Genomic DNA, 17,664 nt, shown 5'->3' with positions numbered 1-17,664 from the left:
TTCCTGCGCGCTATTTCAACTTATCACATCAAAGCAAACACTCGAAAATCATACCCTTTTTAAATAACCATCAGGTGCAACAGTGACCAGAACTTTATCCTCAATAGCTTTATCAATCTCAAATTTCAACTCCAACCCATCCACTGCCTGGCGTTTGTCAGCACCAAGCCGCCGCATGTACTCCCACACCGCAGTTTTCGGATTATCACCTTTTCCCCAAGGCCGATCGGGGTACATTTCACTCGGAAGATCTTCGACAACCGTGTCAAAAACAACACAATAACTACCTTTGGAGGTCAGTGGCGCATAAGCCTCAAGCTCCGCTAATACATGGTCATGAGTATGATTCGAATCAAGCACTACCAATATACGTTTATAGCTCTTCGCAATATCATGCACACGCGCAACGATTTCAGGATCGATAGAGGACCCTTCGATCATGTCAATACGATGAGACATCGGGTGCTTTTCGATCTGCTCGCGATTATGAGGACGTATATCAATATCCAGGCCCAAGACGCGGCGAGTTGTTGCCTTTGGATCCAAAACCGCCCCAGACTCCACAGCTTCGGCATAGTCGATCAGTGCCAACATCGAAGCATGCATAATCAAACTGCCGCCATGGGCGATACCCGCCTCAATAATAAGGTCGGGTTTGATATCCCAGATAAGCTCCTGCATCGCCACCATATCTTGTGGGTACTGGATAATCGGCCGCCCGAGCCAAGTATAGTTATAAGAGTACATCTCACCTATACTGGCCTCTAGAAAGGCAGATGCCTTCTCTGCCATTGTGCTACCTGCATAGCCGGAAACACGCGCATCACGCTCATCAAAAAACTTCTTTACCTGACTCAAACCAACCTCACAATTCAATAAGTCAATCAAGGCTATCCACTGAAAGGTAGTTAAAATCGCCACCTCCAGCCAATTGAATTTCTTCCATATAATTGGAATTCATTACAAGAATCACATCGCCCTTGGAGAGTTTCTTCAGCCCCTCTTCCGCGGAGAATACTGGAAGACCTGACACCGGAAAAAAACCACCCTGTTTGGCAGGGTTTATATCAATGGCGAAATCAATAACAAACCGGCCGTCGCGCATCAGGTTCTGAGCAAAAATAACACCTTTCGATGCCCCCCCCCAGATAGCGACTTTCGTGGACGCCTTCAGATGCAATTGTGCCAGTACCCGATCTGTCTCTTGCATAAAACCATCACAAAAATCAAAAACCTCCCCTTTGTATCGAGCAGGTTTTATCAAGGTCGCCATATCGGCGACGACGTACAAGTACTGATTTCCGAATATTTTTCCACCTTCGATGATTTTTTCAAAAAAACGATCAAAGTCTGTCAGCCTGAAATAATTGACATGCTCATAAAAGATGTCGAACCAAGCTCGATTGTCTTTTATCCAATCCAGGCAGGGCACCTCGATATAAATCAAACCCGAGCGGCCATTGGCCTCGCAAATAGCATCCAGAAAGGACCAGGGATCAGGAATATGCTCAAGCACATGCCGCATAACCACCACCTCTCCGGCCAGTCCCAGAGAAGGTGAGAACGGTGCCTTGATCACATAGGGTTGGGAACCTTCATAGGCGGGATCGACCCCTACAACATCTCCTCCCCGAGAACGCAAGAGCTCTAGGAACCGCCCCTTGCCACACCCCACCTCGACGATAGCCCCACCCGCCGCATGACTTTCAATAATCGAAGCAACATGGTCGAGATGGCCCTTGAACTTCTCGGAAAAGCCCTGCTCGTTCTGATAGTTTTCGTCATACACCATGACAGCAGGATCGAAGGCGGCGTTATGCACAACGCCAGTGACAGGGTCTTGAACAAGAACAATATCGCCCGTTACACAATCAATGGCTTCCTGACGTGAAAGATAAACCCTATTCTGCTGGATCGGCAGGCCTTCAATTTTCAGAATTGGCTCATAATTACTCATTAAAGTCTACCTTTTGATACTTTGAACGATCCCCCCAAAACGCCATAGGCTCGTAATCGGGGTAACGATAATGCCCGAGCTCTAACTCTATTTTTGCGCCCTTGCTGATAATGAACTCTTCGACAAGGCGTCTTACCGAAATAGGCTTTCCGCTACAGATGTTGACAACGCCATCGAGCTCCACATGCCCCAGTAGGTTCACCAAATCAGCAGCGACATGCTCAACCGGTAAATAATCTCTCAGTTGCTCGCCCCAGGACATAGGGAATTTATCATCACCCGACAAGAGTGCCAGTTCGAGTTGGCTCAGTAAGCTTTTGCTATTCTGACCCGGACCATACATGTAAAACAGCCGAGCCCACTGCAGGGTAAAAGGCACCTCTTTTCTAAACACCTCGAGAAAACGGCGCAGACAATCCTTGGCGATCCCATAAGGCGTCGTTGGTTGCGCGGCCATGTCCTCGTTCAGACATCCCTCCTGCAGCCCGTATTCCAGACACGTCCCCGCAACCAATACGTGCCGACATCCGGAGAGGACCAGCGACTTGAGGAACCGATAATCAGCCCCAAGGGTATTTTCAAAATGGGACAGGGATCGATAATCAGGCAAACCAGGCCAAGCCAGGTGGATGAGCGCGTCCACCGGACCAAACAGAGCGACGACATCCAAGTCCGTACAGTGAATATCACAGGCAACGAAATGCACAGCAGAAGGCCAGCGCATCTCTCTCGCCCGCTTAATATCCCGAGCAACGGCAATCACACTATGACCGCTTGCGATCAGACTGGAAACGACATGCCGACCAACGAACCCGGTTGCCCCAGTAACAAGCACCCTCATGGGAAAATTCGCACCGAAGGTACCGCCACAACGAATCGACCCACCCCGTTGCTCAGTACCTTGGATTGCTGCTCTCGAACCTCTTCAGCAATATTCCAAGGGAGAATCAGGACGAAGTCAGGCAGGGTCTCTTGCAGCTTCCGCGGGGAGTACACGGGCACATGACTACCCGGCAGGTATTTACCCTGTTTGGAGGGGGCCGCATCGCATACATAAGCCAGGAGATCCGGCTTGATGCCCGCATAGTTCAGCAAGGTATTCCCTTTGGCCGCCGCACCATAGGCCACCACCTGCTTGCCAGCATGCTTCTGCTCAATCAGAAAGCTCAACAAACCATTCTTGACTTCATCGGCCCGCCGTTGGAAACCCTGGTAAACCTCAAGGCTCTGCAAGCCGAACTGCAACTCAGCGTCCAGCACACGAGCGACATCTGGACTGACGCGCCGACCATCCTCAGCATGACAACCATACACACGAAGGCTACCTCCATGGGTCGGTAGCTCTTCAACATCCATAATCCGCAAACCAGCCTGCGCAAAGATTCGATTTACCGTGTAGAGAGACAGATAGGAAAAGTGTTCGTGGTAAACCGTATCGAACTGGGTGTATTGGATAAGACGCATAAGATGCGGGAACTCAAGCGTAATAATCCCCCCAGGCTTCAGGGCCGCTTTCAGCCCACGCGTGAAGTCATTGATATCTGGCACATGAGCAAAAACGTTGTTGCCTGCAATCAGATCAGCCTGACGCCCCTCCGTCGCCAGGCGCTCGCCCAGCTCCTCACCGAAAAACTCACGCAGTACCGGAATACCTATTTTTTCCGCCGCTGCGGCCGTGCTGGCGGTGGGTTCGATCCCAAGGCATGGGATATCGGCAGCCAGAAAATTCTTCAGCAGATAACCGTCGTTTGAAGCCACTTCGATGACAAAGCTATGAGCTCCGAGTCCAAAGCGCTCGATCACAGTCTTGGAATAAGCAGCGGCATGCTCTAGCCAGCTGCTCGACGTGGACGAGAAGTAGGCGTAGTCCTTGGAGAAAAACAAGTCTGCCTGAGCGTAATCCTCGGTCTGCACCAACCAGCAGTGTTCGCATACTTTCAACTTGAGCGGAAAGTAGATTTCTGGTGCGCTCAACTCAGACTCGCTGAGGTACGAGTTGGACGGTGGCGCAAAACCCAGGTCCAGAAAAGTATGCTGCAGCAGTTCACAACAGTGGCGACATTTCATACATGAAGTCCAGCGAACTCGTTAGATAGCAAAGCGTGATTCTTGTCGCGCTCGGAGAGATCAGTAACAGCCAGCGGCCAAGTGACGCCCAGTCGTGGATCGTCATAGCGCACAGCACCTTCAGCCGCCGGCTCGTAGAAAGCCGTGTGCAGGTAGAGCAATTCGCTTTCAGCTTCCAAGACCTGAAAACCATGAGCACAGCCTTGAGGGATAACCAACATGCAACCAGTCTGCGGGCTCAGCTCTTCAGCATGCCACTGCAAAAACGTCGGGGAACCCGCACGCAGGTCTACAACCACATCCCATACACGCCCTTTCAGGCAACGGACCATTTTCATCTCCGCATGGGGAGCGTATTGAAAATGCAGCCCACGCACAGCACCTATGACATTGGTACGAGAATGATTGATCTGCGCGACGTGGTGTCCGCCCAAAGCCTGAGCCAGGTTTCTCTCACAGAACAGGCGACTGAAGGCCCCACGGTGGTCCTGATATGGCTGGGTTTCAACCACCAGCGCTCCGCTTATAGCGGTAGTTCGAATATTCATGAATCAATCCAGACACAGCCTGCCTTGGCGGCCGCGTCGATATAGTCCCTCAGTTGCTCACGGGTTATTGCCTCGCCGGTGGAGGCCTGTTGGCGATACCAGTTCGAAGTCATTTCCAGGCCTTGCTCCAGACTCCACACCGACCGCCATCCAAGACGGGCTTTTGCCTGTGCACAATCGAGATAGAGCAGATTGGCTTCATGTGGCTGAGGCTCGGATGTAGTGTGCCAGGCAAGCTGCGGCCAGTATTTCTGAAGCCCCGCCAACACCTCTGACACCGTACGGTTATCCCGCGATTCGGGCCCGAAGTTCCATCCTCCCACGACCTCTTTGTCGAGCGCCAGAAGCCGCTGCCCAAGCAAAAGATAACCTGACAAACATTCAAGGACATGCTGCCAGGGGCGAGTGGATTGAGGTGAGCGAATTTCCAGGGATTCGCCGCGCCCTACAGCTTTGACCAGATCGGGGATGAGGCGATCTTCGGACCAGTCCCCTCCCCCAATGACATTACCGGCACGCGCAGTAACGACAAGAGGCGCCCCCTCATTACCCCAAAATGCCTTGCGGTAGCTATCCACAACCAACTCGCTGGCGGCCTTGGAGGCACTATAGGGATCATGACCACCGAGGCGATCATTTTCGCGATAGCCCCAAGGCCACTCATTATTGGCGTAGACCTTGTCTGTGGTAATGACGACTACAGCTCGCACACTGGGAGTAAGTCGACAGGCCTCTAGCACATTGGCGGTTCCCATCACGTTGGTCGACCAGCTTTCCAGCGGATCGCGATAGGAGCGGCGCACTAGCGCCTGGGCGGCGAGGTGAAAGACGATTTCGGGTTGAGCCCGTTCGAATGCCGCCAGAACCGTTACCGGATCGCGAATATCTCCACGCACATCCGTCGCAGGAACGCTCAACAGATCCCAATGAGACAGAGTGCTCTCAGGGGCCAGCCCGAGACCGGTTACCTGCGCTCCCAGCTCACAGAGCCAGGTCGCCAACCAACTACCCTTGAAGCCGGTATGCCCGGTAAGCAGAACCTTGCGGTCTCGATAGAGATCACCAAACTGCCTCATGCCCAGTGTTTCCAGGGGGGATTACCCTTGCTCCACAAATCCTCGAGATGATTTTTGTCTCGCAAGGTATCCATAGCCTGCCAAAAGCCACGATGCTGATAGGCCATAAGGTTACCCTCATTAGCCAATCGCATCAGCGGCTCGGCCTCCCAGCTGGTTTGATCATCGACAATGTAATCAATCACCGACGGATCGAGCACAAAGTAACCGCCATTGATCCACGCGCCATCACCCGCTGGCTTTTCCTGAAAGCTACTGACCTGGGCACCCTCTATGTTCAAGGCACCGTACCGTCCTGGCGGCTGGATAGCCGTGACAGTCGCAAGCTTGCCGTGATTGTGGTGGAACTCGATCAGTTCGCGAATATTCACATCCGCTACACCATCACCATAAGTAAAACAGAATGGTTCATCACCCAAATGCTCGCGAATGCACTTGAGACGCCCACCCGTCATGGTGTCTTCACCGGTATTGACCAAGGTCACGCGCCAAGGCTCAACGTAACGCTGATGGACTTCCATGGTGTTATTGGACATATCGAACGTTACATCGGACATATGCATGAAGTAATTAGCGAAGTACTCCTTGATGACATACCCCTTATACCCACAGCAAATCACGAAATCGTTGATTCCGTAATAAGAGTAGATTTTCATGATATGCCAGAGAATCGGTTTGCCACCGATTTCGATCATCGGTTTGGGACGCAGATGAGACTCTTCGGAAATGCGCGTGCCCAGCCCGCCCGCCAGAATTACCGCCTTCATGGAAAACCTTACCTAGCAATGCCTATGAAAACCGCACAATCGATCTGATGGGCGCGGCAATGACCCATATTACACGAGCGCTACAGAAGGATTGGCAGACAGGAAGGTTTTAGCATGACCTCGATGCATTGAACAATCCTTGATCCAGCGCAGACTCTTGAAAACACATATAAAAAAGGCGTCCTATTGGACGCCTTTTTTATGTATGGTCGGGGTAAGGGGATTCGAACTCCTGACATCCTGCTCCCAAAGCAGGCGCGCTACCGGACTGCGCTATACCCCGGTAAAAAAAAGGCACCTTTTAGTTTTGAAATTAAAAGGCGCCTTCTTCGATCAGCGCTTTTGGCCTCTGATCTTAAGATTCGATTCCAGCGCTAACTGGTTTCAAAAATGGTGGGTCGTGTGGGATTCGAACCTACGACCAATTGGTTAAAAGCCAACTGCTCTACCAACTGAGCTAACGACCCAAAAATGGTCGGGGTAAGGGGATTCGAACTCCTGACATCCTGCTCCCAAAGCAGGCGCGCTACCGGACTGCGCTATACCCCGGTTTGAAATTGGCTCCGTGACCAGGACTCGAACCTGGGACCCAATGATTAACAGTCATTTGCTCTACCGACTGAGCTATCACGGAACTACATATTTCAAGTTACAACTCTTACATCCAACGCTCACTCCCATCGCTGGAAGCTTACTCTTCGACTCGTTCGCATCGCTGCGTTCGTGTGTCTGAGGCGCGCTATTCTACAACCTTAAACCACCCTGTCAACCCCCTAAATTGCTTTCAAGACAATGATTTGCAATCTTTTTTCAGGAATTCCCCTGGGGAGGGAAATCCGGGGTGACCGTACTGCGGGGCGCACTTTACAAGCCTTTTTCTTTGAGTTCAACGCCCTACCGAAAAAAAGCACGCCGAAATCGAAATGCTTCCCCTGTAGGAGCCGGCTTGCCGGCTATGGGGCCAATAAGCCTTGCATCGACCTTCCGGACGCCATCGCCGGCAAGCCGGCTCCTACAGGTAAGCGCAGGCCTCAGGCAAAGACGATCTCATCGTTTTCCACCGTGCCCGTAACGCTCGCCCCGGGGACAAAGCGCCCCGACAGGATCAACTGCGCCAACGGGTTCTCGATCCAGCGCTGGATGGCACGCTTGAGCGGCCGCGCACCATAGACCGGGTCGTAACCGACGGCGATCAGCTTGTCCATGGCCTCGGCGCTCAACTCCAGCTTCAGCTCGCGCTCGGCCAGGCGCCCACGCAGGCGGCCCAACTGGATCTCGGTGATCCCGGCGATCTGATCCCGGGCCAATGGCTCGAAGATCACCACTTCGTCGACCCGGTTGATGAACTCCGGCCGGAAATGGCTGCCCAGGGCATCCATCACCGCCGCCCGCTGGGCCTCACGATCACCCACCAGCTCCTGGATCTGCACCGAACCCAGGTTGGAGGTCATCACGATGACCGTATTGCGGAAGTCCACGGTACGGCCATGGCTGTCCGTCAGGCGACCATCCTCCAACACCTGCAGCAGGATGTTGAACACATCGGGATGGGCCTTCTCGACCTCGTCCAACAGGATCACGGAGTAAGGCTTGCGACGTACCGCCTCGGTCAGGTAACCGCCCTCTTCATAGCCCACATAGCCCGGTGGCGCACCGATCAGGCGAGCCACGGAGTGTTTCTCCATGAACTCGGACATATCGATCCGCACCATCGCCTCTTCGGTGTCGAACAGGAATTCGGCCAGGGCCTTGCACAGCTCGGTCTTGCCCACGCCGGTCGGGCCGAGGAACATGAACGAGCCGCTCGGCCGGTTCGGGTCGGACAACCCGGCACGGGAACGCCGTACCGCATTGGCGACAGCCACCACCGCTTCCTCCTGACCGATAACGCGCTGGTGCAGCAGGCTTTCCATCTTCAGCAGCTTGTCGCGCTCGCCTTCGAGCATCTTCGACACCGGAATACCGGTCCACTTGGAAACGACCTCGGCAATTTCTTCCTCGGTCACCTTGCTGCGCAGCAACTGGTTTTCGCTCTGGCCATGCTGGTCGACCATCTGCAGGCTGCGCTCGAGGTCCGGGATCACCCCGTACTGAAGTTCGGCCATGCGATTGAGGTCACCCTTGCGGCGGGCGGCTTCCAACTCCTGGCGCGACTGCTCGATTTTCTGCTGGATCTGCGCAGAACCCTGCACTTCGGCTTTTTCCGAGGTCCAGATTTCTTCCAGGTCGGCGTACTCGCGCTCCAGACGGACAATTTCTTCCTGGAGTTTTTCCAGGCGCTTGATCGCCGCCTCATCGTCCTCTTTCTTCAGCGCCTGGGATTCGACCTTGAGCTGGATCAGGCGACGTTCCAGGCGATCCAGCACTTCCGGCTTGGAATCGATTTCCATGCGGATACGGCTGGCGGCTTCATCGATCAGGTCGATGGCCTTGTCCGGCAACTGGCGGTCGGTGATATAGCGATGGCTGAGCTTGGCCGCGGCAATGATTGCGCCGTCGGTGATCGCCACCTTGTGGTGGACCTCATAACGCTCCTTCAGGCCCCGCAGGATGGCAATGGTGTCCTCCTCGCTCGGCTCATCCACCAGCACCTTCTGGAAACGCCGTTCGAGAGCCGCGTCCTTCTCTATATACTGGCGATACTCGTTGAGCGTGGTCGCCCCGACGCAGTGCAGCTCGCCACGGGCCAGAGCCGGCTTGAGCATGTTGCCAGCATCCATCGAACCTTCGCCCTTGCCGGCGCCGACCATGGTGTGCAATTCGTCTATAAACAGAATGATCTGCCCTTCCTGCTTCGACAGCTCATTGAGCAGCGACTTCAGGCGCTCTTCGAACTCGCCGCGGTATTTCGCCCCGGCAATCAGTGCGCCCATGTCCAGCGACAGCAGGCGCTTGCCCCTCAGGCCATCGGGCACCTCGCCATTGATGATGCGCTGGGCCAGGCCCTCGGCAATCGCGGTCTTGCCCACGCCGGGCTCACCGATCAACACCGGGTTGTTCTTGGTCCGCCGTTGCAGCACCTGGATCGTGCGACGGATTTCGTCGTCACGACCGATCACCGGATCGAGCTTGCCCTCTTCGGCGCGCTTGGTCAGGTCGACGGTGTACTTGTCCAGGGCCTGGCGCGACTCCTCGACGTTGGCGTCATTGACCGCCGCGCCGCCGCGCAGGTTGGTGATCGCGTTCTCCAGGGCCTTCTTGCTCACGCCCTGGCCCAGCAGCAACTTGCCAAGCTTGCTGTTCTCGTCCATGGCGGCGAGCAGCACCAGTTCGCTGGAGATAAATTGATCGCCCTTCTGCTGGGCCAGCCGGTCAGCCTGGTTCAACAGGCGCGCGAGATCCTGCGACATGTTCACGTCGCCGGTGGGATTCTGGATTTTCGGCAACTGGTCGAGCTCCTTGCTCAACTCCTTGCGCAGGCTGTTGACCTCGAAGCCTACCTGCATCAGCAGGGGTTTGATCGAACCACCCTGCTGCTCCAGCAACGCCTGCATCAAGTGAGCGGGCTCGATGGCCGGATGATCGAGGCCTACGGCCAGGGACTGGGCATCGGACAATGCCAACTGCAATTTGCTGGTCAATCGGTCTATACGCATTTTTCACCTTCCTTTTGAGCAGGCCGGAGCGATGGACACACCTGAATGAAGAAACCTGCCAGATGTCCCTATAGATGCGGTCGATTCTGGGAGTTTCAAGCGTCGGACAATTGACGCAGATCAGGAGAGTCTAGCCTTCGAGCCAGATCAGGGAAGCAAAACGACCGGTGCGCGGACTGCGCCGATAGGAATAGAAGCGCGGATCGGAAACCGTGCAGAAGCCGCCGCCATGGACCGCCGTGATCCCCCGTGCCGCCAGACGCAGGCGGGCCAGGGCATAGATGTCCGCCATGAAGCGCCCGGCGTTGCGGCTGGGAACAAAGGCATCGCTGGTTTGGGGATGGCTCGAGACAAAGGCTTCGCGGACCTCGGCCCCCACTTCGAAGGCCTGTGGGCCGATGGCCGGGCCGAGCCAGACCAGAATCTCCGAGGCGGGCACATCGAGGCTATCGGCGGTCGCTTCCAACACTCCCGCCGCCAGGCCGCGCCAACCGGCATGGGCCGCCGCCACACGGGTGCCGGCACGGTCACAGAACAACGCCGGCAGGCAATCGGCGGTCATCGCCGTACAGGCAATACCCGGCGTCGCGGTCCAACTGCCATCGGCCTCGGCGGTTATCGCCGGATCGGCCTCGACCACCACCACCCCATGCACCTGGCGCAACCAGGCCGGCTGGATATCAAAAACGCTATTGAGGCGTCGACGGTTTTCCGCGACCGCAAGCGGGTCGTCGTCGACATGATCACCGAGGTTCAGGCTGTCGAACGGTGCCAGGCTGACACCGCCCGCCCGGGTCGTGACACAAGACCTGACCCTCGCCGGCGCAGGCCAGTCAGGAATCAGGAAGTCACTCACCCGATGAACGCCTCGCGATCCTGCTTGAGCAGCGACAGCAACCAGACGAAATCGTCCGGCAGCGGTGATTCCCAGCTCATGCGTTGACCGGTCGTCGGATGATCCAGCTCCAGGAAGCGCGCATGCAGGGCCTGGCGCGGGAAGTTTTTCAGCGATTCGACCATGGTCACGCTGGCAGCAGGCGGAATCCGGAAACGTCCACCGTAGGCCGGATCACCGACCAACGGAAAGTTGATGTGGGCCATGTGCACACGGATCTGGTGGGTACGACCGGTTTCCAGCTTCACCCGGACGTGGGTGTGGGAGCGGAAACGCTCAAGCACGCGGTAGTGACTCACCGCCTGCTTGCCGCCCTCCATCACCGCCATGCGCTGGCGCTGCTGGCCGTGCCGGCCGATCGGCGCGTTGATCTTGCCACCCGCCGTCACCACGCCGATCACGATGCACTCATAGATACGGCTGACGCTGCGGCTCTGCAGTTGCGTGACAAGCTGCGTCTGCGCCTGGATGGTCTTGGCCACGACCATCAGTCCGGTGGTGTCCTTGTCCAGGCGGTGCACGATACCCGCACGCGGCACATTGATAATGTCCGGTACGTGGTGCAGCAAGGCGTTGAGCAAGGTGCCATCGGCATGCCCGGCAGCCGGGTGCACCACCAGGCCCGCGGGCTTGTTGATGACCAGGATATCGTCGTCTTCATAGACGATATCGAGCTCGATGTCCTGGGCGATCCATTCTCCCTGGGCCTCCTGCTCGGCGGTCAGCTCGAGGATGGCGCCGCCATGGACGATGTCTCGCGGGCGGATGACCGCTCCATCCACAGTCAGGCGGCCGTCTTTGATCCAGGCGGAAAGGCGCGAGCGCGAGTGCTCGGCGAATAGTTGTGCGGCGACTTGATCGAGGCGTTGGCCGCCCAGTTCGGACGGCACCTCTGCGCGAAGTTCAATTTTATCGGACATGCTCGGACTAGGCGTCGGCACAGCCTTTGGTTTCGGCTGCGCGCTTGTGGTTAAATACGGCGTCTTTTGCCCCGAGGCTTTCAACGGGGCACTCATCATAACAGGACGGCCCCGCCCAAGACAGCGGCCGTCATAGGGACGCAAGCCGCCATGCAAGTGAAACACCTGCTGCTGATCGCCATCCTCGCACTGACCGCTGCTTGCTCGTCGAAGGAAGTCGTTGACGAAAACCTGAGCGAAGTGGAGCTGTACCAGCAGGCGCAGGCCGACCTGGACAACCACAGCTACACCAGCGCCACCGCCAAGCTCAAGGCCCTGGAGTCGCGTTATCCGTTCGGTCGCTACGCCGACCAGGCACAGCTCGAACTGATCTACGCCAACTACAAGAACGCCGAGCCGGAAGCGGCCAAGTCCGCGGCAGAACGTTTTATCCGTCTGCACCCCCAGCACCCGAACGTGGATTATGCCTACTACCTCAAGGGCCTGACCTCTTTCGACCAGGACGTGGGCCTGCTGGCGCGCTTCCTGCCGCTGGACATGACCAAGCGTGACCCGGGTGCCGCCCGCGACTCCTACAACGAGTTCGCCCAGCTCACCAGCCGCTACCCGAACAGCCGCTACGCGCCGGACGCCAAGCAGCGCATGATCTACCTGCGCAACCTGCTGGCGTCCTACGAGATCCACGTGGCCGACTACTACCTGACTCGCCAGGCCTACGTCGCCGCGGCAAACCGCGGTCGCTACGTGGTGGAGAACTTCCAGGAAACCCCTTCGGTCGGTGACGGCCTGGCGGTGATGGTCGAGTCCTACCAGCGCCTGCACCTGGATGAACTGGCTGCCAGCAGCCTGGAAGTCCTGAAGGCCAACTACCCGAATCACCCGAGCCTGGTCGACGGCCAGTTCGTGCCACGCGTCGCCGAGGCGGACAACCGCTCCTGGCTGAGCAAGGCCACCCTGGGCCTGATCGAATCCCGTCCGCCGCTGCCACCGGGAGAAACCCGCGCCAACCAGGACGTGCTGAAACAGTTCCAGGATGCCAAGGATGCGATCCCGTCAGACCTGAAGCCGACCGAAGGCGATGCCGTTGAAGAAGAACAGCATGAAGCCGAGGGCAGCAACAGCAACCGTTCGTGGTTCAGCTACATGACCTTCGGTGTGTTCGACTAAGTCCACACCCGCTAAATGTAGGAGCTGGCTTGCCGGCGATGAGGCCTTCGGGCCATGCAGCGTCTGTTCGGACGCCATCGCCGGCAAGCCGGGCTCCTACAGGTTACGTGGCGTTTTCAGAACCTCATTGGCTTAACTGACCAGCACTAGCCTTTCGAGGCTCTTTTTTTTATCTTTGGCCCGGCCCGCGGTAATTGCTCTGTGCGCCCGTCATGAGCTTGGCTAAACTGCCGGATCACTCGCCGAATAGCTGGTCGCCATGGTTCGTTTACTGTTCTGGATTGCTCTGATCGCTGCCGCCGTATGGTTCTGGCGCAAATTCAAACGGGCCGAAACCGCCGCCCGCCCCTCCGACGAGCTGAATGCCCCGCCCATGGTGCGTTGCGCGCACTGCGGCGTGCACCTGCCTCGCGACCGCGCCCTGAGCCAGCAACAGCAGTGGTATTGCAGCCAGGCCCATCTCGAGCAAGGCCCGGGCGCTCGTGACCGCTGAGACCCTCAGTCTCGAAGGCTCCCAGGCACAACGCCTGCTGCGGCTCTATCACCTGTATCGCCTGAGCATCGGCGTGGCCCTGGTCCTGCTGATTTCCAGCAAGATGGACGACAAGTTGCTGGAGCTGGCCGACGGCGAGCTGTTTCGCACCGGCAGCTGGATCTACCTGATCCTGAATATCCTGGTAGTGGTGCTGCTGGAAAACCCCAAGCGCCAGGCCCAGGTCTTCAGCCTGGCGCTGGCCGACGCCATCATGCTCTCCGGCCTGTTCTATGCCGCCGGCGGCACACCCAGCGGGATCGGCAACCTGCTGATCGCCTCGGTGGCGATCAGCAACGTGCTGCTGCGTGGTCGTATCGGCCTGTTGATTGCCGCCGTATCGGCCATCGGCATTATCTACCTGACCTTCTACCTGAGCTTCAGCCGCCCGGCAGCCGCCAACTACTACGTACAGGCCGGGCTGCTCGGCGCCCTGTGCTTTGCCGCGGCGCTGCTCGTCCAGGGCCTGACCCGCCTGCTGATCGTGAGCGATACCCTGGCCGAACAGCGCGCCAGTGACGTGACCAACCTCGAAGCGCTCAATGCACTGATCCTGCAACGCATGCGCACCGGCATCCTGGTACTCGATGCCGAGTACCGCGCGCAACTGGCCAACCCCAGCGTCCTCGCACTGCTGGGCCAGACCGATGTCATCGGGCAATCGATCGAAAGCTGCTCGCCAGAGCTGATCGCCCGCCTGCGCCTGTGGCAAAGCAATCCCACGTTGCGCCCGCAAAGCCTGAAAATCGCCGGTGGCAGCGCCGTGCTGCAGCCCGCGTTCATCGCACTGCAGCGTGGTGAGCAACAGCAAACGCTGGTTTTCCTCGAGGACCTGTCGCAGATCGCCCAACAGGCCCAGCAACTCAAGCTCGCCGCCCTGGGCCGCCTGACCGCCGGTATCGCCCACGAAATCCGCAACCCCCTGGGTGCCGTCAGCCACGCCGCCCAGTTGCTGCAGGAGTCGGAGGAACTGCAAGGTCCTGACCGGCGTCTCACGCAAATAATCCAGGATCAGTCCAAACGCATGAATCTGGTGATCGAGAATGTACTCCAGCTGTCCCGCCGGCGACCCGCCGAACCGCAGTTGCTCGACCTGGGCACCTGGCTGGAGACCTTTGTCAGCGAATGGCGCGAACGGGCCCGACCGAACCAGCAACTCCACCTGGAGATCGGCAGTGCCTGGCTGCAAACCCGCGCCGACCCGCTACAGTTGACACAGGTATTGAACAACCTGCTGGAAAACGGCCTGCGCTACAGTGCCCAGTTGCATGATCAGGCCGAGGTCTGGCTGAAGCTGTCGCTGGAACAGAAGAATGAACTGCCGACCCTGGAAGTACTGGATAATGGCCCCGGCGTCGCCCCCGAACAGCTGCAGCACCTGTTCGAGCCGTTCTTCACCACCGAAAGCCAGGGCACGGGCCTGGGCCTGTACCTGTCCCGCGAGTTATGCGAAAGCAACCAGGCCCGCCTGGACTACTCCAGGCGCCAAGGCGGCAGTTGCTTTCGCATCACCTTCGCTCACGCACGCAAACAGAGTTGAACATGAGCCCACGGCAAAAGATCCTGATCGTCGATGATGAGCCGGATATCCGCGAACTCCTGGAAATCACTCTGGGCCGGATGAAACTCGATACCCAGAGCGCCCGCAACGTCGGCGAAGCCCGGGAAAAGCTGGCCCGGGACAGCTTCGACCTGTGCCTGACCGACATGCGCCTGCCGGACGGTACGGGGCTGGAACTGGTCCAGCACATCCAGCAGCGCCACCCCCAGGTGCCCGTGGCGATGATCACCGCCTACGGCAGCCTGGACACCGCGATCAACGCACTCAAGTCCGGCGCCTTCGACTTCCTGACCAAGCCGGTGGACCTTGCCCGCCTGCGGGAGCTGGTCGCCAGTGCCTTGCGCCTGCCGCTGGCCGGTGAAAAACCGCCGTCCATCGATAACCGCCTGCTGGGCGATTCGCTGCCGATGCGCGCCCTGCGCAAGCAGATCGACAAGCTGGCCCGCAGTCAGGCGCCGGTGTATATCAGTGGCGAATCAGGCAGTGGCAAGGAACTGGTGGCACGCCTGATCCACGAGCAAGGGCCCCGCGCCGAGCGCCCGTTCGTGCCGGTCAATTGCGGGGCGATTCCTTCGGAGCTGATGGAAAGCGAGTTTTTCGGCCATCGCAAAGGCAGCTTCAGCGGTGCCGTCGAAGACAAGCCCGGATTGTTCCAGGCCGCCAACGGCGGCACCCTGTTTCTCGATGAGGTCGCCGACCTGCCCCTGGCCATGCAGGTCAAGCTGCTGCGGGCGATCCAGGAGAAGGCCGTGCGCAGTGTCGGCGGTCAGCAGGAGGAAGTGGTGGATGTGCGGATCCTGTGCGCCACCCACAAGGACCTGAACGGCGAAGTCAGCGCCGGACGCTTTCGCCAGGACCTGTATTACCGGCTGAACGTCATCGAGCTGCGGGTGCCCTCGCTGCGCGAACGCCGCGACGATATCGAGCCACTGGCGACCAATGTGCTCAAGCGCCTGGCCTCGGGCAGCGGGCAACCTGCCGCCAGGCTGCATCCCCATGCCCTGGATACCCTCAAGGGTTATCGCTTTCCCGGTAACGTGCGCGAACTGGAGAATATGCTCGAACGAGCCTACACCCTGTGCGAAAACGAGCAGATCGAAGCCAGCGACCTGCGACTGGCGCAAGCCGAGGGCAATAACGCCGAGCCCGGGGAGCCGAGCCTGGCGCAGATCGATAACCTGGAAGACTACCTGGAAAGCATCGAGCGCAAGCTGATCCTCCAGGCCCTGGAGGAAACCCGCTGGAACCGCACCGCGGCGGCCCAGCGACTGAATCTGTCATTCCGCTCGATGCGATATCGCCTCAAGAAACTGGGGCTGGATTAAACGCTCATTGATTGACACAGCCCCTGCGGGAGCCGGCTTGCCGGCGATGGCGGTCGCAAGATCGATGCAGCTCCCACCGGCCTCATCGCTGGCAAGCCAGGCTCCTACAGGGTTGGGTTTCCAGGATCACCGGGGAAGCTTCAGAGCCGGCCCTCGGGCGCATAAGGTGCCGGGTCGATGATCGGTTCGTGTCCCAGCAACAGATCGGCAAACAGCTGGCAGGACGCTGGCGCCAGCACCAGGCCGTTGCGGTAGTGCCCGCAGTTGAGCCAAAGCCCGTCAAAACCGGGGACCCGACCAATGAACGGGATGCCCGCCGGCGAGCCGGGGCGCAATCCCGCCCAGTGGGCAACGGGCTCGACACCCGCCAGCGCCGGGATCAGCTCCACCGCCGATGCCTTGAGGCTTTCCAGGGCAGACAGGGTCGGCGTCTTGTCGAACCCCTCGTGCTCCAGGGTGCTGCCGATCAGGATATGGCCGTCGCGTCGCGGGATAGCATAACGCCCTTTGGCGAGGATCATGCTGGGCAGAAAGTCCGCCGCGCACTTGTACAGAATCATCTGGCCCTTGACCGGCTCGACCGGCAGCTCCAGGCCCAGCCTCTTCAACAGTTCACCACTCCAGGCACCGGCAGCCAGCACCACCTGGTCGGCCCGAATGCCACCTGTGGCAGTCTGCACGCCGGCCACCGTCCCGCCCTCGCGGATAAAGTCGCTGACTTCGCACTGTTCGTGAAGGGTGACATTGGGCAATGCCTGCAAGGCCGCCTTGAGTGATTTCACCAGGCGCGGATTGCGCACATTGGCGACATTGGCCATGTAGATCGCCCGGGAGTAGCCCCCGCCCATGACGGGCACCGCGTCATGGACCGCCGAGATATCCACAGGACTCAACGGGCGCTGCTCGCGCTCGGCCCAGGCCAGGGCCTCGGCCTCGTCATCCAGGTCGAGCCAGTAGAGCCCGGTGGTGTGCACCTCGGGATCCACACCGGTGCTGGCGAAAAGTCGCTCGCCCAGTTGTGGATAAAAATCCTGGGACCAGTGGGCCAGGGCCGTGACGGCCGAACTGTAGCGCCATGGGTACAACGGCGAGACGATCCCGCCGCCGGCCCAGGAGGACTCCTGGCCCAGGCCGGAACGATCAAGCAGGGTTACCCGGGCGACCTGCCCGGCCAGGTTGAATGCGGTCAAAAGACCAATCACACCGCCGCCGACAATGACTACGTGTTGCTGGGTACTCATTTATTGATCCAG

15 protein-coding genes and 4 tRNA genes are annotated in these 17,664 nt (G+C 58.4%); 4 read left to right on the top strand and 15 right to left on the bottom strand.

Annotated features, from left to right (window positions below):
• Positions 1-48 precede the first annotated feature (48 nt).
• The 14 genes from HX851_RS03180 to rluD all read right to left on the bottom strand — a co-directional run bounded on the left by HX851_RS03180 (position 49) and on the right by rluD (position 11,826).
• On the bottom strand, positions 49-885 hold the full coding sequence (locus HX851_RS03180; protein WP_438362378.1) for a cephalosporin hydroxylase family protein: 837 nt from the start codon (positions 883-885) through the stop codon (positions 49-51).
• On the bottom strand, positions 881-1,957 hold the full coding sequence (locus HX851_RS03175) for a class I SAM-dependent methyltransferase (protein ID WP_177064966.1): 1,077 nt from the start codon (positions 1,955-1,957) through the stop codon (positions 881-883). The genes HX851_RS03180 and HX851_RS03175 overlap by 5 nt, the downstream gene beginning before the upstream one ends.
• A complete protein-coding gene (locus HX851_RS03170; RefSeq protein ID WP_177064964.1) occupies positions 1,950-2,798 on the bottom strand; it encodes an NAD-dependent epimerase/dehydratase family protein in 849 nt (282 codons plus the stop codon). The genes HX851_RS03175 and HX851_RS03170 overlap by 8 nt, the downstream gene beginning before the upstream one ends.
• The gene (locus tag HX851_RS03165; protein ID WP_177064963.1) at positions 2,795-4,024 is read right to left on the bottom strand and encodes a class I SAM-dependent methyltransferase; all 1,230 of its coding nucleotides are present in this window, start codon (positions 4,022-4,024) and stop codon (positions 2,795-2,797) included. The genes HX851_RS03170 and HX851_RS03165 overlap by 4 nt, the downstream gene beginning before the upstream one ends.
• Positions 4,021-4,572: a dTDP-4-dehydrorhamnose 3,5-epimerase family protein gene (locus HX851_RS03160; RefSeq protein ID WP_177064961.1), complete on the bottom strand. Its 552-nt coding sequence runs from the start codon at positions 4,570-4,572 to the stop codon at positions 4,021-4,023. Before HX851_RS03160 ends, HX851_RS03165 begins: the two co-directional genes overlap by 4 nt.
• Positions 4,569-5,648 (bottom strand): CDP-glucose 4,6-dehydratase, encoded by a 1,080-nt coding sequence (rfbG, locus tag HX851_RS03155; RefSeq protein ID WP_177064959.1) that lies wholly within the window; start codon positions 5,646-5,648, stop codon positions 4,569-4,571. Before rfbG ends, HX851_RS03160 begins: the two co-directional genes overlap by 4 nt.
• A complete protein-coding gene (gene rfbF / locus HX851_RS03150; protein WP_177064957.1) occupies positions 5,645-6,415 on the bottom strand; it encodes a glucose-1-phosphate cytidylyltransferase in 771 nt (256 codons plus the stop codon). Before rfbF ends, rfbG begins: the two co-directional genes overlap by 4 nt.
• A 206-nt stretch (positions 6,416-6,621) precedes the next feature.
• Positions 6,622-6,698 (bottom strand) — tRNA-Pro (locus tag HX851_RS03145).
• A gap of 108 nt (positions 6,699-6,806) precedes the next feature.
• Positions 6,807-6,882: transfer RNA gene (locus tag HX851_RS03140), tRNA-Lys, on the bottom strand.
• 5 nt (positions 6,883-6,887) lie between these two features.
• Positions 6,888-6,964 (bottom strand) — tRNA-Pro (locus HX851_RS03135).
• A gap of 9 nt (positions 6,965-6,973) precedes the next feature.
• Positions 6,974-7,049: transfer RNA gene (locus tag HX851_RS03130), tRNA-Asn, on the bottom strand.
• A 397-nt stretch (positions 7,050-7,446) separates the two neighbouring features.
• The gene (gene clpB, locus HX851_RS03125; RefSeq protein ID WP_177064955.1) at positions 7,447-10,011 is read right to left on the bottom strand and encodes an ATP-dependent chaperone ClpB; all 2,565 of its coding nucleotides are present in this window, start codon (positions 10,009-10,011) and stop codon (positions 7,447-7,449) included.
• A gap of 130 nt (positions 10,012-10,141) precedes the next feature.
• On the bottom strand, positions 10,142-10,867 hold the full coding sequence (pgeF, locus tag HX851_RS03120; protein WP_177064953.1) for a peptidoglycan editing factor PgeF: 726 nt from the start codon (positions 10,865-10,867) through the stop codon (positions 10,142-10,144).
• Positions 10,864-11,826 carry a 23S rRNA pseudouridine(1911/1915/1917) synthase RluD gene (gene rluD, locus HX851_RS03115; protein WP_177064951.1) on the bottom strand — a complete coding sequence of 321 codons (963 nt, stop codon included), beginning with the start codon at positions 11,824-11,826 and terminating at the stop codon, positions 10,864-10,866. Before rluD ends, pgeF begins: the two co-directional genes overlap by 4 nt.
• A 150-nt stretch (positions 11,827-11,976) precedes the next feature.
• Between rluD and HX851_RS03110 the strand changes: the two genes are divergently transcribed.
• From HX851_RS03110 to HX851_RS03095, 4 genes are all read left to right on the top strand, one after another.
• Positions 11,977-12,993, top strand: coding sequence for an outer membrane protein assembly factor BamD (locus HX851_RS03110; protein ID WP_017123477.1), 1,017 nt, complete (start codon positions 11,977-11,979; stop codon positions 12,991-12,993).
• 259 nt (positions 12,994-13,252) lie between these two features.
• The gene (locus HX851_RS03105; protein ID WP_177064949.1) at positions 13,253-13,486 is read left to right on the top strand and encodes a PP0621 family protein; all 234 of its coding nucleotides are present in this window, start codon (positions 13,253-13,255) and stop codon (positions 13,484-13,486) included.
• Positions 13,476-15,065, top strand: a complete 1,590-nt coding sequence (locus tag HX851_RS03100; protein ID WP_017123475.1) for a sensor histidine kinase — start codon at positions 13,476-13,478, stop codon at positions 15,063-15,065. The genes HX851_RS03105 and HX851_RS03100 overlap by 11 nt, the downstream gene beginning before the upstream one ends.
• Positions 15,066-15,067: 2 nt before the next feature.
• On the top strand, positions 15,068-16,411 hold the full coding sequence (locus HX851_RS03095) for a sigma-54-dependent transcriptional regulator (RefSeq protein WP_177064947.1): 1,344 nt from the start codon (positions 15,068-15,070) through the stop codon (positions 16,409-16,411).
• Between the two features lie 140 nt (positions 16,412-16,551).
• Here the strand turns inward: HX851_RS03095 and thiO are convergent, their stop codons facing one another.
• Positions 16,552-17,652 (bottom strand): glycine oxidase ThiO, encoded by a 1,101-nt coding sequence (thiO, locus tag HX851_RS03090; RefSeq protein ID WP_177064945.1) that lies wholly within the window; start codon positions 17,650-17,652, stop codon positions 16,552-16,554.
• Positions 17,653-17,664 lie beyond the last annotated feature (12 nt).

It is taken from the genome of Pseudomonas gingeri, assembly GCF_013385635.1.
Classification (GTDB): Bacteria; Pseudomonadota; Gammaproteobacteria; order Pseudomonadales; family Pseudomonadaceae; genus Aquipseudomonas; species Aquipseudomonas gingeri_A.
This window is presented reverse-complemented; position numbering and strand designations above follow the sequence as displayed.

Bases quoted from the DNA above. Each gene is read 5' to 3' on its own strand.
- HX851_RS03175 (WP_177064966.1), bottom strand. From the start codon at position 1,957: ATGAGTAATTATGAGCCAATTCTGAAAATTGAAGGCCTGCCGATCCAG.
- HX851_RS03170 (WP_177064964.1), bottom strand. From the start codon at position 2,798: ATGAGGGTGCTTGTTACTGGGGCAACCGGGTTCGTTGGTCGGCATGTC.
- HX851_RS03165 (WP_177064963.1), bottom strand. From the start codon at position 4,024: ATGAAATGTCGCCACTGTTGTGAACTGCTGCAGCATACTTTTCTGGAC.
- HX851_RS03160 (WP_177064961.1), bottom strand. From the start codon at position 4,572: ATGAATATTCGAACTACCGCTATAAGCGGAGCGCTGGTGGTTGAAACC.
- rfbG (WP_177064959.1), bottom strand. From the start codon at position 5,648: ATGAGGCAGTTTGGTGATCTCTATCGAGACCGCAAGGTTCTGCTTACC.
- rfbF (WP_177064957.1), bottom strand. From the start codon at position 6,415: ATGAAGGCGGTAATTCTGGCGGGCGGGCTGGGCACGCGCATTTCCGAA.
- clpB (WP_177064955.1), bottom strand. From the start codon at position 10,011: ATGCGTATAGACCGATTGACCAGCAAATTGCAGTTGGCATTGTCCGAT.
- rluD (WP_177064951.1), bottom strand. From the start codon at position 11,826: ATGTCCGATAAAATTGAACTTCGCGCAGAGGTGCCGTCCGAACTGGGC.
- HX851_RS03110 (WP_017123477.1), top strand. From the start codon at position 11,977: ATGCAAGTGAAACACCTGCTGCTGATCGCCATCCTCGCACTGACCGCT.
- HX851_RS03105 (WP_177064949.1), top strand. From the start codon at position 13,253: ATGGTTCGTTTACTGTTCTGGATTGCTCTGATCGCTGCCGCCGTATGG.
- HX851_RS03095 (WP_177064947.1), top strand. From the start codon at position 15,068: ATGAGCCCACGGCAAAAGATCCTGATCGTCGATGATGAGCCGGATATC.
- thiO (WP_177064945.1), bottom strand. From the start codon at position 17,652: ATGAGTACCCAGCAACACGTAGTCATTGTCGGCGGCGGTGTGATTGGT.